The 15712-nt window shown below is 28.7% G+C and carries 16 protein-coding genes; 3 read left to right on the top strand and 13 right to left on the bottom strand.

Going from position 1 to position 15712, the window contains the following annotated elements; genetic code table 11:
- Positions 1-78: 78 nt before the first annotated feature.
- The gene (locus NNC19_RS05060; protein WP_310937534.1) at positions 79-1554 is read left to right on the top strand and encodes a nicotinate phosphoribosyltransferase; all 1476 of its coding nucleotides are present in this window, start codon (positions 79-81) and stop codon (positions 1552-1554) included.
- 121 nt (positions 1555-1675) lie between these two features.
- Here NNC19_RS05060 and NNC19_RS05065 read toward each other — a convergent pair whose 3' ends face one another.
- Both NNC19_RS05065 and NNC19_RS05070 read right to left on the bottom strand, forming a co-directional pair.
- The gene (locus NNC19_RS05065) at positions 1676-1882 is read right to left on the bottom strand and encodes a hypothetical protein (protein ID WP_310937535.1); all 207 of its coding nucleotides are present in this window, start codon (positions 1880-1882) and stop codon (positions 1676-1678) included.
- A gap of 261 nt (positions 1883-2143) precedes the next feature.
- Positions 2144-2473 carry a hypothetical protein gene (locus NNC19_RS05070; protein WP_310937536.1) on the bottom strand — a complete coding sequence of 110 codons (330 nt, stop codon included), beginning with the start codon at positions 2471-2473 and terminating at the stop codon, positions 2144-2146.
- Between the two features lie 194 nt (positions 2474-2667).
- On the opposite strand from NNC19_RS05070, the gene NNC19_RS05075 reads away from it, so the two are divergent.
- Both NNC19_RS05075 and NNC19_RS05080 read left to right on the top strand, forming a co-directional pair.
- Positions 2668-3084, top strand: coding sequence for a Fur family transcriptional regulator (locus NNC19_RS05075; RefSeq protein ID WP_310937537.1), 417 nt, complete (start codon positions 2668-2670; stop codon positions 3082-3084).
- A gap of 96 nt (positions 3085-3180) precedes the next feature.
- Entirely contained in the window at positions 3181-4104 is a 924-nt protein-coding gene (locus tag NNC19_RS05080) for a hypothetical protein (protein ID WP_310937538.1), read from the top strand.
- A gap of 140 nt (positions 4105-4244) precedes the next feature.
- On the opposite strand, the gene NNC19_RS05085 is transcribed toward NNC19_RS05080, so the two are convergent.
- The 11 genes from NNC19_RS05085 to NNC19_RS05135 all read right to left on the bottom strand — a co-directional run bounded on the left by NNC19_RS05085 (position 4245) and on the right by NNC19_RS05135 (position 15481).
- Positions 4245-4706 carry a hypothetical protein gene (locus tag NNC19_RS05085; protein ID WP_310937539.1) on the bottom strand — a complete coding sequence of 154 codons (462 nt, stop codon included), beginning with the start codon at positions 4704-4706 and terminating at the stop codon, positions 4245-4247.
- A 113-nt stretch (positions 4707-4819) separates the two neighbouring features.
- Positions 4820-5065: a hypothetical protein gene (locus NNC19_RS05090; RefSeq protein WP_310937540.1), complete on the bottom strand. Its 246-nt coding sequence runs from the start codon at positions 5063-5065 to the stop codon at positions 4820-4822.
- 43 nt (positions 5066-5108) lie between these two features.
- Positions 5109-5453, bottom strand: coding sequence for a hypothetical protein (locus NNC19_RS05095; RefSeq protein WP_310937541.1), 345 nt, complete (start codon positions 5451-5453; stop codon positions 5109-5111).
- A gap of 173 nt (positions 5454-5626) precedes the next feature.
- Entirely contained in the window at positions 5627-6217 is a 591-nt protein-coding gene (yihA, locus tag NNC19_RS05100; protein WP_310937542.1) for a ribosome biogenesis GTP-binding protein YihA/YsxC, read from the bottom strand.
- Positions 6207-8540, bottom strand: a complete 2334-nt coding sequence (gene lon / locus NNC19_RS05105; protein WP_310937543.1) for an endopeptidase La — start codon at positions 8538-8540, stop codon at positions 6207-6209. Before lon ends, yihA begins: the two co-directional genes overlap by 11 nt.
- A 145-nt stretch (positions 8541-8685) precedes the next feature.
- On the bottom strand, positions 8686-10365 hold the full coding sequence (gene lonB / locus NNC19_RS05110) for an ATP-dependent protease LonB (protein WP_310937544.1): 1680 nt from the start codon (positions 10363-10365) through the stop codon (positions 8686-8688).
- A gap of 130 nt (positions 10366-10495) precedes the next feature.
- The gene (gene clpX, locus NNC19_RS05115) at positions 10496-11794 is read right to left on the bottom strand and encodes an ATP-dependent Clp protease ATP-binding subunit ClpX (protein ID WP_310937545.1); all 1299 of its coding nucleotides are present in this window, start codon (positions 11792-11794) and stop codon (positions 10496-10498) included.
- A 31-nt stretch (positions 11795-11825) separates the two neighbouring features.
- Positions 11826-12425 carry an ATP-dependent Clp endopeptidase proteolytic subunit ClpP gene (gene clpP, locus NNC19_RS05120; RefSeq protein ID WP_310937546.1) on the bottom strand — a complete coding sequence of 200 codons (600 nt, stop codon included), beginning with the start codon at positions 12423-12425 and terminating at the stop codon, positions 11826-11828.
- A 152-nt stretch (positions 12426-12577) separates the two neighbouring features.
- Positions 12578-13861, bottom strand: a complete 1284-nt coding sequence (gene tig / locus NNC19_RS05125) for a trigger factor (protein WP_310937547.1) — start codon at positions 13859-13861, stop codon at positions 12578-12580.
- Between the two features lie 117 nt (positions 13862-13978).
- Entirely contained in the window at positions 13979-14779 is an 801-nt protein-coding gene (locus tag NNC19_RS05130) for a hypothetical protein (RefSeq protein WP_310937548.1), read from the bottom strand.
- Positions 14780-14893: 114 nt separating this feature from the next.
- Positions 14894-15481: a hypothetical protein gene (locus NNC19_RS05135; protein ID WP_310937549.1), complete on the bottom strand. Its 588-nt coding sequence runs from the start codon at positions 15479-15481 to the stop codon at positions 14894-14896.
- Positions 15482-15712 lie beyond the last annotated feature (231 nt).

Raw genomic sequence — 15712 nt, forward strand, 5'->3', positions numbered from 1 at the left:
TTACCACTTTTCATTGTAATAATTTTCTTACAGAGGTACAATAGGCATAAGCATTTATTTTGAAAGAGGCGATAAAAAATGAATAATACTTACACATTTGATGTGCATAATGATAGAAATCTAACAATGCTTGTTGACTTCTATGAATTAACTATGGGAAATGGTTATCTAGAAAAAGGTCTTCAAGATAAAATAGCTTATTTTGATATGTTCTTTAGAAGAGTTCCTGATGGTGGTGGATACTGTATAATGGCTGGTGTTGAAGAACTTATTGAATATCTTAGCTCATTAAATTTCACTGAAGATGATATAGAATATTTAAGAAATAAAAATATGTTCTCTGAAGAATTTCTAAGTTACTTAAAAAACTTCAAATTTTCATGTGATGTTTGGGCTGTTCCAGAAGGAAACCCCGTCTTCCCAAATGAACCATTAGTAACTGTTAGAGGACCAGTAATACAAGCCCAATTTGTAGAAACTATGATTCTTTTAACCATAAATCATCAAACCTTAATTGCAACAAAAGCAAATAGAATTTGTAGAGCTGCAAATGGAAGACCTGTCATGGAATTTGGTTCAAGAAGAGCTCAAGGATATGATGGAGCTATCTATGGCGCACGTGCTGCTGTAATTGGAGGATGTAGTTCAACTGCTTGCACCATTTCGGACAAGCTATTTAATATTCCTGCTATAGGAACAATGGCACATAGTTGGGTACAATTATTTGATACAGAGTATGAATCATTTAAATCATGGGCAGAAATTTATCCTGATAATTGTGTTTTATTAATTGATACTTATAATGTACTAAAATCAGGATTACCTAATGCAATAAAGGTATTTAATGAAGTATTAAAACCTCAAGGAATTAAACCTTCTGGAATCAGAATAGATTCAGGAGATATAACTTATCTAACTAAACAATGTAGAAAAATGCTTGATGACGCAGGCTATCATGATTGTAAAATAGTTATTTCAAATTCTTTAGATGAATATATAATAAGAGATGTCTTAGAACAAGGTGCTTCAATAGATTCCTTTGGAGTTGGTGAAAGATTAATAACTGCAAAATCTGAACCTGTTTTTGGTGGTGTTTACAAACTTTCTGCTGTTGAAAAAGATGGTTCAATAATCCCTAAAATTAAAATAAGTGAAAATGATGAAAAAATCACTAATCCAGGATTTAAAAAGGTAGTACGAATTTTTGATAAAGAAAATCATATGGCTTTAGCTGATGTTTTGACTTTACATAACGAAAAAATTGACGAAAATGAAGTCTTAGAATTGTTTAACCCAATTCATACTTGGAAGAGAAAAAAAATTACTAACTTCTATACTAAAGATTTATTAGTTCCTATATTTAAAGAGGGTGTATTAGTTTACAAAAGTCCTAGTGTCTTAGAAATAAAGAACTTTGCTAAAAAAGAAGAAAAAAAAATCTGGCCGGAAGTTCTTAGATTTGAAAATCCACATACATACTATGTTGATTTATCCATTAAGTTATGGAATCTAAAACAAGACTTGCTTCATAAATATAGTTCACTTTATAAATAAAAATAAGGAGTAAAATCATATTTTATATGATTTTACTCCTTATTAAATCTTTTGATTTTTTCTAAATTCACCAGTTATAGTTTTTATGCTTTAATTTTTTTAACTTTTCACTTTTTTATTCCTATTTTATCATTTCAGATATAAAATCAATACTCCTATCCTTATGAGAATAATCAAACTCTTCAATATCCTTAAACTCAATTTTACTATTTGATAGATACTCCTTAAAAGGACAATTATCTTCTATAGCAAAAAAAGTATTCATAGGACATGAATTATAACATTCTATTTTCTCTTTTCTATTTGACCAAAACGGACATTTACTCATAAACTCATCACCCTTTAACTTAATATTGCATTTACTTGTTCGTATTCTATCTTAACCCAATTAAAATAAATTACCATATATCTTTCCATTACTAACCCACAGTAATAAAACTTTCCGCTCACCCTTTAATTAGAAAACAATAAATCTTATTTCAATTTTGTTATTGATTTACTATTTATCTTATTATATTATAGATTTGTTAAAAATTAAAGATAAAAATCTGAAATTATAGGAAAATAAAAAAAGAAGGTATAATACCTTCTATTTTTCTAAATTAGTATTCTTAAAAACAGATATATCAATAATTTCATTTTGGAAAGCTTTTAATAACGCTTTTTCCAAAACTTTCTCTTGATCAAAATTTTCAATATCTGAACACACTGCAAAAACTTTATTTTTTTGACCTTTAAAGTTTCTATATGTAAGTGTTACATTAGGCTTATCATATTCAACATCAAGTATCTTTATACCCCAAGAAAATTGAGCATAGTCATCTTCTACGGTTAAGCCAGTTAATTCTTTAAGTTTTGCCTTTTCTTCATTAGGATCATTCACTATTATTAGTTTTTCTCCAACTTTATACTTTGCCATATCCATTCCTCCTTATATCCTCTCTCATTAAAGTTTAGCACCATTTAATTACAAAATCAATAATACATACACATTAATTTCCATGAATTTTTAATAGTAATTATTAACTACTGATAACACTCTAGAAATAATGATTGACTTTTCTTCCCCCGTAAACTATAATAAATTATATTATTATGGAAGGAATGTATTTTATGGACACTATAACTGCTATATTTAAAGAAAAAAAATTAAAACTTACTCCACAAAGATTAGCTGTATATAAATATCTTATGGGCACAACTGCTCATCCATCTGCAGAAAAGATATATAATGATCTTCAATCAGATTATCCTACTATGAGTTTAGCCACTGTTTATAAAGCACTGAAAACTTTAGTAGAAGTTGATTTAATACAAGAAATTAATGTTGGCGAAGGAAATTTTAGATATGATGGTAATATTATCTCTCATCCCCATATTCAATGTATTAATTGTGGCAAAGTAGATGATTTTAAATCTTTTGATTTAGCTTACTTAAATGATGATGCAACTAAATATACCGACTTTAAAGTTTTATCTAATAAAGTTTATTTCTATGGATTATGCCCTAATTGCAAAAAAGATTGCTAAAAGCAATCTTTTTTTATTTTATATAAACTAGTTTTACAGTAGATAAATTATATTCCTTTAAATTAATACATATAAATTATAGGAGGTGATTTATGAATGAAATTAGTTCTTATAACCAAAAAGCAACTTCTTTATTTTTTAATTTTTATACTATTTTTAGTAGTCCCCCTATTATTTGTTATAACTAATAATTCTTCAAAATCTATAAATGTATTCAATCAACTTCATATAGACAAACCTAATCAAGTTGATTTAAACGGAGATGGTAAAAAAGACTCATTAACAGTGCTCACTAAAAATGGAACAAGTGACATAGAAATTGTTTCTAATACTAAAACTTTTTATTTAAGTAACCTTTGTGATGATAATATTTTATCTTCTGATTCTTCTTGGTGGCCATTATCCATATATATAGGGAACTTATCTCGTAATACGTACCCTCAAATTATTGTACAAGGAACAAAAAACAACAAACCTATCAATTACGTATTTACTTGGAAAAATGATTCTTTTATTAATATATTAACTACAGATAAAAATATTTTTGGAATTATAAATTCAAAAGGTACTAAAACGCCTCAGTGCTATAGTCTTAATTCTTTTAATAGTACCTCCACCTTTTCATCCTTTATGATTATAGATAATTCTCTTTTAGATACAACACAAGATACTAAAGTTCCTCCTAGTATAGATAATATTCAAAGCTTTATTGACATAATTCAGAAGGATTATGAAATTGATACAGTTCCAAACATATTTAAAGATGGCATGTCTGAAAAGGAATTATCTTTACTTTGGAATTTAGATAAAGAACATAATGTTTATAGCTTTGAAAACGGCTTCTTCTTTGATGAAAATATAGACACTGAAGGAAATATAACTTCTATTAAATGGCGTTTAAATTTTGAAAAATATATAAAAGAAAAAAGTGATTCATATAAATCACAAATTCATATTTACCTAACTTGTGAAAAAGTATATGATGGTACATTTAAAATTTCATCATTTTATAGTAATTAAAGCAAAAGGCCGCATTTAAATGCGGCCTAAAAGGGGGATGGGGGGTTTTAGCTTCTATGAAGAAAATCTTCATTTAGCTATAGGAGAATACTTTCTCCGGTACAATAGTATTATTGACTTAATATGCTGAATTTATACAATTATTTATCATCAAAGATTCCTTCATTATACAAATCAATAATCTTATCTATGAATTCACTTTTATTAGAATCTACAATCTTCTTTAAGTCTCTTAAAAATTCTATGTTTTCATCATCTTCATTACCACTTAGCTCTTCAAGGCTATTCTCTTTATGTTTTTCTTTATTATTCTCATTATCATTTTTATATTTTCTATTGCCTTCATCTGTGTCATTCATTATATTACTTCCATTAAAATTATTATTCATTCCATTAAATTGCTGATTAATAGAATTTAAATCAAAACCTTCTTTACCCATATTCGATAACATATTACCGATTCCAGTCATATCTATATTTCCACCTAATAATCCTAATAATTGTTGAGGACTTATACCAAAAGGATTATTATTAATATTACTATTAAATTGATTTCTACCTATATTTTTACTATCACTGGATTTATGTCTATGTTTTGACATAATCAATCCTCCTACATGAAGCTTATATTAGCTATTATATGTATAAATAAATTAATGGTTAACTTTTTTTAACAATTTTTTGGAGGGCCTATAATGCCCTCCACCCAACTTTACTAATAACTATACCCGTCGTTGCATCCACAATTAGTTTCGCTCCAACCGTAAAGTAAGAATAGTAATATTATTAATATTGAATTAGTGTTTAACAATCCAGCGCCACAAGCTATTAACCAAAATAATATAGCCTGCCACATTTCACATCCACCACCGAATATGCCATCTCCACCGAACATGCCATTTCCACCATAATTATTGCAGCAGCAACAACTATTGTCTTTCTTATGCTTCTTCTTTGACATAACTACCTCTCCCTTCTAGTAGAATTCTCAATTTGCAACTCACTTATACGAAGTCACCGTTTCCATTACAACCGCCACAAATAAATAGAATTACTAATAAGAATAACCACCATGATCCACCTAAGAATGAATTTTCATGATGACAGCATGGATCAGGTTTTTTACAACAACAAGGTTTTGGTTCACAACATGGAGTGCAGCAACAGTTATTTCCAAATCCATTATTTCCACCAAATCCAAAAATGAAGAATAGTATAATTATCCATATCCAACTACCACCAAATCCACCGAAACCACCACAATTACCGAATCCACAACCAGCATTGTTTATATTACCATTAGATTCACCATTGCAGTTTAATCCATTAATAATGTCATTAATCTCCATTGTTTTTCCTCCTTGGAATTTATATTTGTTTTTATACTATATACTATTCTATCTTAGTCTATTTGCCACAAAATTTTGGTACAAAACTCTTTATATAGTTTATATTGTTATCTATTATCAAATCATCTCTTTTTATATAAATATAAAAAAAAAGAGCAAAAATTGCTCTTTTTTTACTCACTTGCTAAATCTCCAAACAAATTATCAACTAACTCATCTCTCCCCTTTTTATTAAGTGATGAGAAAAAATAAAACTTATCATCGGAGGTTAATTTTAAAGTATCTTTTATTAACTTTTCACTTTTTCTTAATTCATTATTAGATAATTTATCTTTTTTAGTAGCTACAACTATAACATCATATCCATAATGTTTAATCCACTTATACATGGTTATATCATCCCCTGTAGGTTTATGTCTAGAATCCACCAACAAAACAACCCTTTTAAGTTCTTCTCTTCCATGTAAATATGTTTCAATAGTTTTTCCCCAACTAGCTTGTTCTGCCTTAGAAACTTTTGCATATCCATACCCAGGCAAATCAACTAGAAAAAAATCATCATTTATTAAGAAAAAGTTAATTAACCTAGTCTTTCCAGGCGTTTGACTAACCTTAGCTAATTTTTTTCTATTTGTTAACGCATTTATAATTGAACTTTTTCCTACATTAGATCTACCTACAAAAGCAATTTCCACTCTATTTTCATTTGGATACTGTTCCCTTTTCACTGCAGATATAATAAATTCACTATTTTTAATTATCATTAGTACACTCTCCAATTAAAGCATTTTCAAGAACAGTTCCTACTTCTTCTGCTTTTATTATTTTAATTTTATTTCTAATACTACTTGGTATTTTCTCTACATCTTTAGCATTTTCTTTGGGAATTATTATAGTATCAACTCCTGCTCTAAAAGCGGCTAAAGATTTTTCTTTTAACCCACCTATTGGTAAAACTCTACCTGTTAATGTAACTTCTCCTGTCATAGCTATGTTTCCTTTAACTTTCTTTCCAGATAAAGCTGAAACTAAAGCTGTAACCATTGTTACACCTGCAGAAGGTCCATCTTTTGGTACTGCTCCTTCTGGCACATGTATGTGTATATCTTTCTCTTTATAAAAATCTTCTTTAATTCCATATTTAACAGCATTGGATCTTACATAAGAATATGCAGCTTTAGCTGATTCTTGCATAACTTCCCCAAGTTTTCCTGTTAACTGCAATTTCCCACTACCATCCATAACCATAGCCTCAACTGGCAATGTATCTCCACCATATGCTGTCCATGCCAATCCAGTAACTACACCTAATTTATCTTCCTTCTTAATTTCATCAAAAGTAAATATCCTATTTCCCATAAGTTTTTCTACCTTCTTTTTGTTAATAGATATACTTTCCTTATTATCTTTTAACATTTCAGCTATAGCTTTCCTTACTAACTTTCCTAAGCCTCTTTCTAATGATCTTACTCCTGACTCTCTTGTATAACCATCTATTATTTCTTTTATTGCATCATCTTTTATTATGATTTTATCTTTCTCTATTTTATACTCATCAAATATTTTAGGTATTAAATGATTTTTTGCTATATGAAATTTCTCTTCATAAGTATATCCTGACACCTCTACAATTTCCATTCTATCCAATAATGGCCTTGGTATTGTGTCAAGATTATTAGCTGTAGTAATAAACAAGGCCTTTGATAAATCTATTGGTAATTCTATAAAATTATCACGAAATGTCTTGTTTTGTTCACTATCAAGTACTTCTAATAAAGCATCTGCAGGATTTCCTTTATAATCAGTACTTAACTTATCAATTTCATCTAACAAAATTAGAGGATTTAATGATTTGGCCTCTTTTAATCCATATACTATTCTACCAGGAATTGCGGCAACATAAGTTCTCCTATGGCCTCTTATCTCTGATTCATCCTTTAATCCACCTAAAGACATTCTTACATATTTTCTATTAATTGCTTTAGCTATAGACCTAGCTATAGATGTTTTACCTACTCCAGGAGGTCCAACTAAACATAATATAGGTCCCTTTAAAGATCCACTCATCTTTTTAACTGCAAGATATTCAAGAATTCTTTCCTTAACATCTTCCAATCCATAGTGCTCTAAATTTAATACTTCTTCAGCCTTTTTAATATCAAGCACTTCTTTAGTATATTTTCCCCAAGGTATATCTAATAACCATTCTAGATATGATTGTACTGTATTACCTTCTGAGGAAGATATATTCATTCTTCTTAATCTTCCAAGTTCATTGATAGCCTTCTCTTTAACATCTTTAGGCAATTTGCCTTTATTTATTTTTTCTTCAAACTTATCTATTATTACTTTTTCTTCATCATCTTCTCCAAGTTCTTCTTGAATAAACTTTAACTGTTCTCTTAAATAATATTCCTTTTGAGAATCATCAACACTTTTTTTCATTTTATTAGCAAGTCTCTTTTGTACTTTTATAACTTCAATTTCTTTTTCTACTGCAATTAGTAGCATTTCTACTCTCTTTTTTATGTCCATAGTTTCTAATATCTCTTGCTTTTTTTCTTCTGGCATAGGAACATAACTTGCAGCAACATTAATAAACTTATAAACGCTCTTCTCATATTTAATCGAAATATCTGGTGCTTCTTCCCCAGCTTCTTTTATGAATTTTTTGAAAGCTTTCTTCAAACTTTTAAAATATCCATCTAACTCTACATCATCTTCACCTGTCTTTGGGCCATCATCAATTTTATCTACTACCACTTCAAAATACTTATCATTTTCAATATATTTTTTGATTTTCCCTCTAGACTTACCTTCAACCAATACTCTAATAGTATCTCCAGGCATTTTTATAATTTGTTTTATCTTACATATAGTTCCTATGTTGCTTATATCAGAACTTGTTGGATCATCAAGTTCCATTTTCTTTTGAACTGCTAGGAATATATCTTCATCATTTAACATAGCTACATCAACAGCTTCAATTGATTTCTCCCTACCTACATCAAAATGTAATACCATACTTGGGAAAATAGTTAATCCTCTTAGAGGAATTAATGGAAGTGTGCTTGTTTTATTATCCATATGTCTCCCCTCCATCCACATAATATTTATTTAGTCTTAAATAGTATACCATAATAACTTCTTTTTTCAATAAATAATCCCTTTAAATAAGTACACTTTTCCATCAATTTTATTGACAATATATCTATATATAAAACTCTTTTAATTAAATTGTACTTTCTTCTTCACTTCTTAAACTAGCAGATAATATTTCAATTTTAGAATTATCCTTAGTAACTTCTTTTTCAAATATAATATCAAAGACTTCTCCTATACTTTCAACAGTGTATATCTTTATATCTTTAATCTCCTCTAAACTATCACTCCAATTTTCTTTTGGGATTATAACAACTTTAGCTCCTCCCTTTTTGGCTCCTAATATCTTTGCTTTTACTCCTCCTATTGGTTTCACTCCTCCTAAAACCCCAATTTCCCCTGTCATTGCAATATAATTATCAATCCTTCTTTTCCTAATAGCACTATATATTGCTGTCGCAATAGCTATTCCTGCTGATGGTCCATCTACTGGCATACCACCAGGAAAATTTATATGTATATGATATTTATTGCACTCTAAATTATATATATTATTAAGTACTGTAATTACATTTTCTACTGATGATATTGCTGTACTTTTTCTTGTAATCTTTCTATTACTACTTGATATACTCTCTTCCTCTACCACTCCAGAAACTTTTAAACTTCCACAATCTTTTATAGCCCTCTTTGCTGAAACTTCAATTAACATGATGACCCCTTGATTTGCTCCATATACTGCTAACCCATTTACCACTCCAACCATTGGCTCTTTATTTATTTGAGGCTCAATCCTTTTTGTATATTGACCATTCTCTATTACCCATTCAACATCTTGAACTGAAATATTATCTCTATCTTCATTAACAGCTATTCCAGCTGATAATTGTACTAAATTAACAACTTCACGCCCATTATAGCAGTATTCTCCTATTAATTTTTTTGCATTTTCATCTATAGTAAGACCTACTTTTTTTGCAGAATCTTTACCAATTTTCACTATCTCTTCTGGCATTAATCCTCGAAAAAAGATTTCTACACATCTTGATCTAATAGCAGGTAAAATATCTTCTGGACTTCTTGTTGTAGCTCCAATAAGTCTAAAGTCGGCCGGCAAACCATTATCAAAGATTTCCTTTATATAATCAGGTATATTTGGATCTTCTGAACTATAATATGAACTATCTAAAAATACTTTTCTATCTTCTAGTACTTTTAACAACTTATTTAGTTCTATAGGATGTAACTCACCTATTTCATCTATAAATAATATCCCTCCATGTGCTTTAGTTACAGCCCCTGGTTTTGGTTGTGGAATTCCTGCAACTCCAAGGGAACCAGCTCCTTGATATATAGGATCATGAACTGAACCTATTAAAGGGTCTGCAATTCCTCTTTCATCAAACCTCAATGTAGTTGCATCAATTTCAACAAATTTAGCATTACTCTTAAATGGAGATTTGATATTTTTTTTAGCTTCTTCTAAAACTAATCTTGCTGCAGCCGTTTTCCCTATGCCTGGAGGTCCATATATTATTACGTGTTGTGGATTAGGACCACATAATGCCGCCTTTAATGCCATTATTCCATTTTCTTGACCTATAACCTCTTCAAACTTTCTTGGCCTACTCTTTTCAGTTAAAGGTACAGTTAAGGAAATTGCCTTCATCCTATTTAATTTTTCCATTTCTTTTTTATTCTCTTTATTTATTACTATTTTCTTTGAATTAGTATGTTTACTATTATAAACCATATAATAAATCAGTATAACCATTAGAACTATTTGTAAAAAAATCAATATTTCTGCCATTACCTATTCCTCCATTTGTAGTTATTATTCATAATTATAATTATTAACCTACAAAGGTCACACTATACAGAAAAATTGATTAATATTTCATCAAATAAAAAGTGATAGCAAAAATGCTATCACTCTTTATTTAGGCTGTTTCCATACCTTTGCTTTTTTTCGCCTTCTTAGGCTTAGGTAGAATTGGTCTTTCTTCACCCTCAGTTAATCTATGAATTTCAGGTTGTTCCTTATTCGATATTGTTGGCTCCGTAATAATAACCTTAGTTATTCTATTATCTGAAGGAACATCAAACATTACTTCAGTCATAACCTCTTCTATTATCGACCTTAACCCTCTAGCACCTGTTTTCCTTTCTATAGCTTTTTCTGCTATAGCCTCTAAAGATTTTCCAGTAAAATCAAGTTCAACATTATCCATCTCAAATAACTTTTTATATTGCTTTACTAAAGCATTTTTAGGTTGACTTAATATATTTACTAGTGCTTTCTTATCTAATGATTCCAATGTCACTACTATAGGTAATCTACCAACAAATTCAGGTATTAATCCAAATTTTAAAAGATCACTAGGTAAAATTTCTTTTAATAAACTACCAACATCTTTTTCTTTTTTAGATTGTATCTCAGCTCCAAATCCTATAGAACTTTTGCTTGTTCTTTTTTCTATAATCTTATCTACTCCATCAAATGCTCCACCACAAATAAATAGGATATTAGCAGTATTTATTTGAATAAACTCTTGATGTGGATGTTTTCTTCCTCCTTGAGGTGGTACTGAGGCTACAGTTCCTTCTAATATTTTTAGTAAGGCCTGCTGAACACCTTCTCCTGAAACATCCCTTGTAATAGATGGATTTTCTGATTTTCTAGCAATCTTATCTATTTCATCAATATATATTATTCCTTTTTCAGCTTTTTCTACATCATAATCAGCATTTTGAATAAGTCTTAAAAGTATATTTTCAACATCTTCTCCAACATATCCCGCTTCTGTTAATGTTGTCGCATCTGCTATTGCAAAAGGTACATTTAAGTACTTAGCTAACGTTTGTGCTAGGAATGTTTTACCAGAACCTGTTGGTCCTAATAATAAAATATTACTTTTTTGAAGTTCTACATCATCACTTGTGTCATTTGAATTAACTCTTTTATAATGATTATAGACAGCTACTGAAAGAGCTTTTTTAGCACTTTCTTGCCCTACTACATAATCATCTAAGTAGCCCTTTATTTCTTGTGGCTTTGGTAATGCTTTTGCATCAAATTCTACTGTTTCTTCAAATTCATCAGCTATTATTTCTGAACACAAATCAATACATTCGTCACATATATAAACTCCAGGACCTGCTATTAACCTCTTAACTTGATCTTGACTTTTACCACAAAAAGAACATTTTAGTTGCTTTTTTTCATCATATTTAGCCATACATTCACCTCACTTAGACTCTATATCTATACTATTTATCTTTCCCTATTTCATTTCTTGTTATAACTTTGTCTACAAGACCATATTCAGCTGCTTCATCTCCGTCTAAGAAGTAATCTCTTTCAACATCTTGTGAAATTTGTTCTAAGGACTTTCCTGTGTTTTCACTAAGAATCTTATTTAACTTTTCCTTAGTTTTTAATATTCTTTTAGCATGAATATCTATATCAGTTGCTTGCCCTTGAAATCCTCCTAATGGTTGATGGATCATTACTTCTGCATTTGGAAGTGCAAATCTCTTTCCTTTTGCTCCACTTGATAATAAAAATGCTCCCATAGATGCAGCTAGCCCTATACATATTGTAGATACATCTGGTTTAATATAATTCATTGTATCATATATAGCCATTCCAGCTGTTACTGAACCACCTGGGCTATTTATGTATAAATAAATATCTTTATCAGGATCTTCACTTTCTAAAAATAGTAATTGGGCAATTATAAGATTTGCAGAATCATCATTAACCTCTCCACTAAGCATGACTATTCTATCTTTTAATAATCTTGAAAATATATCATAAGATCTTTCTCCTCTACCTGTTTGCTCTACTACCATAGGTACTAATGCCATAAGTCTACCTCCTCTTAATATTACTCTATCTTAATACTTATATTGTAATTATACAAGATTTTAATCTTTTTGTTAATGTTTTATTTGAAATAATTGCCAGAAAATAAATTCTGGCAATTATCCTAATATGTTATATTAATTTATCAAATATATTATTTAACATTATCTTTCAATAACTTAATTGTTTTCTCAACAACTAAATCTCTATTAATCATAGCTCTTTGTGCATTTAATAGCATATCAGCCATTTTTTCATGTTCAGTTGCTGAATACATTTTAGCTAACTCTAAAGCCTTTTCTTTTATTTCTTCTTCTGAAGCTTCAATATTTTCCTTCTTTGCTATAGCATCTAAAACTAAATCTGCTCTAACTTTTCTATCAGCATTTTCTCTCATGTAATCTCTCATCTTTTCACTTGTATTACCTGTGAACTCCATGTACTGATCTAAAGTTAATCCTTGATATTTTAACCTATTTTCAAGGTCACTAACCATAACATCTATTTCTTTTTCTACCATTACTTGTGGTAAATCTATTTTAGTCACTTCAATTGCAGCATTTATTATAGCATTTTCAAATTCTCTATTTGCAGTTTCTTCATTTTGATCTTCTAACTTCTTCTTTATATCTTCTTTTAGTTCATCTAATGAATTAAATTCAGATACTTCTTTAGCAAATTCATCATCTAAAGCAGGAAGTTCTTTAACTTTTATTTCTTTTACTGTCACTTCAAATACAGCTTCTTTTCCATTTAAATCTTCTTTTCCATAGTTTTCTGGGAAAGTAACCTTTACTTCTTTCTTTTCCCCTACAGATGTTCCAATTAATTGTTCTTCAAAGTTATCTATAAATGAACCTGATCCAATTTCTAATGAATAATCAGTTCCTTCTCCACCTTCAAATACAACACCATCTATGAATCCTTTAAAATCTATTACTGCGATATCTTTATCTGCTACAGTTCCTTCTTCTTTAGATTCAACTCTTGCATTCTTTTCTTGCATTGATTTTAATTGTTTTTCAATATCCTCTTCATTTACTTCATAAGCTGGTTTTTCAACTTCTAACCCTTTATATTCTCCAAGTTCAACATCTGGATATACTGTAACTTCTGCAGTATATACAAGATCCTTATCTTCTCCAACTTCAACAACATCTATTTTTGGATAGTCAACTGGTTTTATATTATTTTCATCTAAAGCTTTACCATAAGTTTCATCTATTGAAAAATTAATAGCATCTTCAAAAAGAACTTCTATACCATAGAATTTCTTAACCATTGCCATTGGAACTTTACCCTTTCTAAAACCTTGAACATTAAAATGTTGTTTGTTCTTATTATATGCTTTTTTTAAAGCAGCATTAAATTTTTCTGCCTCAACTTTTACCTCAATTTTAACTAAATTTGCTTCTATTTTTTCCATTTTAGCTTCCATTTATTATATTCCTCCTAAAATAGTCCTTTTATTCATGTTTATAGACTAAGTTATTATATCACATTTTATTAAATATTATCAAATTTTTTGTTTATTTACTAGTTTTTATTAGTATTTCTAATTAGTTATTGTTTCATCGGCTTTTAAATATGAAACCACGCCATCTACAGTTATAGTAATCCCTTTTTCTGGAACCACATCTCCTACTTTTATCTCTGAACCGATAACTGACCAAATTATTTTATCACTATTAGTGCCTAAATCATATATCCAAAGATACTTCTTCTTCCCTTTATTAAAATAAGGAAGTTCACTTACATACACAACTTTTGAATCATCTATAAATTTAGCCTCTGAATGCCAAGTATAGGTTGGATCATTGGCTAAGATTTGATCTTTTGGAAAGGTAGACCCTGCTTGTGATACATATGCTGTTTTTGTTATATCCTTTATAACTCCTTCTGTATTTGAAACTTTCATATTTTGTGCACTATCAAGTATTAAAAGTTGTCCCTTTGATGGGCTAATATTAAAAGTGTATCCTTGTACAGAATCTACTTTAACAAATTGCCTCTTACCATCTTTTTCTTCATATTGTGCCTTAATTACTACTCCAGGTGATACATTAATATCAACATATGATTCTTGTTTTTCTTGTGGTTTTTCCTCAGGAGCTTCTTCTTTTGGTTCCTTAGTTTTATCTTCTTCAACCTTAGTTACCTTTTCTTGTGGTTTTCCGTTATCAACCCAGGCCTGTATCTTAGCTTTAAGATTTGAAAAATCCATATTTTTTGCTCCTGAATTATAAATTAAAACTACCATTGTAACTACTACTAAAAGAACAATTAAAATTATTGACTTTTTTCTTTTTTTCATTCGTCTCTCATAATCTTTACTAAAAATACTTGGTTTTCCCAATTGTCTAACCTCCTGCCGAAATATGTATATTATATCAATTATTTATTTTCCCATATTTACATATTACATTATATCGTATTAAATAATATTTTTATAGATTTTTATCTTAAAATTTTATTTCCTACAACAACTGTTACAGCTACCTTTTTTTCCATTACATCCACCACTCTTCTTTGAACAACCTCCACATTTACCTTCTTCTACAAAATTTATAGTATACTCTTCATATTCTGGTGATTCCTTAAGCAATTCTTCATGTAATCTAGCTATTATAACCAATCCTTGTTCACTATCTACTTCATTTGATTTCTTATCCAAAATAATATAACTTTCTATATCAAGAAATCCTTTATACTTTAAGAAATTTTCAAATTCTTCTTTTTTTAAATCTATATCAAAATTTTCATTATTTACATACTTTATGATTATAAACCCATTACTATCTAATTTCCATATAATTTTTTTTATTTTTAGTTTAAATTCATTTAAATCATTTACATTTTCACTTAAGAGTAAAATCCCTTTAAATTTTTTTTCATTTTCCTCTTTTTCATCATAAAAATAATAACTATTATTTTTCATTTCAACAAAAAATTTTTTATCTAAGTCTAATATATCTATTAATAACTTTCCTTCATAAATTTTTCGTTTTGCAAAGTTCATAGTTTTTTCTATTTCCTTCATTATATATAAATTATTCAATTACATATCACTCCTAATAATTTTAAATTTTATTTCAAATAGTATAGTACATTATATTATACTATTTATAGTATAATTTCAATTATGGATATTTACACATATAACATTATAAATTTCTTTACATAATTATGTTTTATATAATTAATATCTTTTATTTATGAAAATCAATAATTTTTAGAATTATTTCATTTTTCTCAAAATATTTTGATTTATCCATTGGCATTTGGATGT

The sequence above is a fragment of the Clostridium sp. SHJSY1 genome, from assembly GCF_031626875.1.
GTDB lineage: Bacteria > Bacillota > Clostridia > Clostridiales > Clostridiaceae > Clostridium.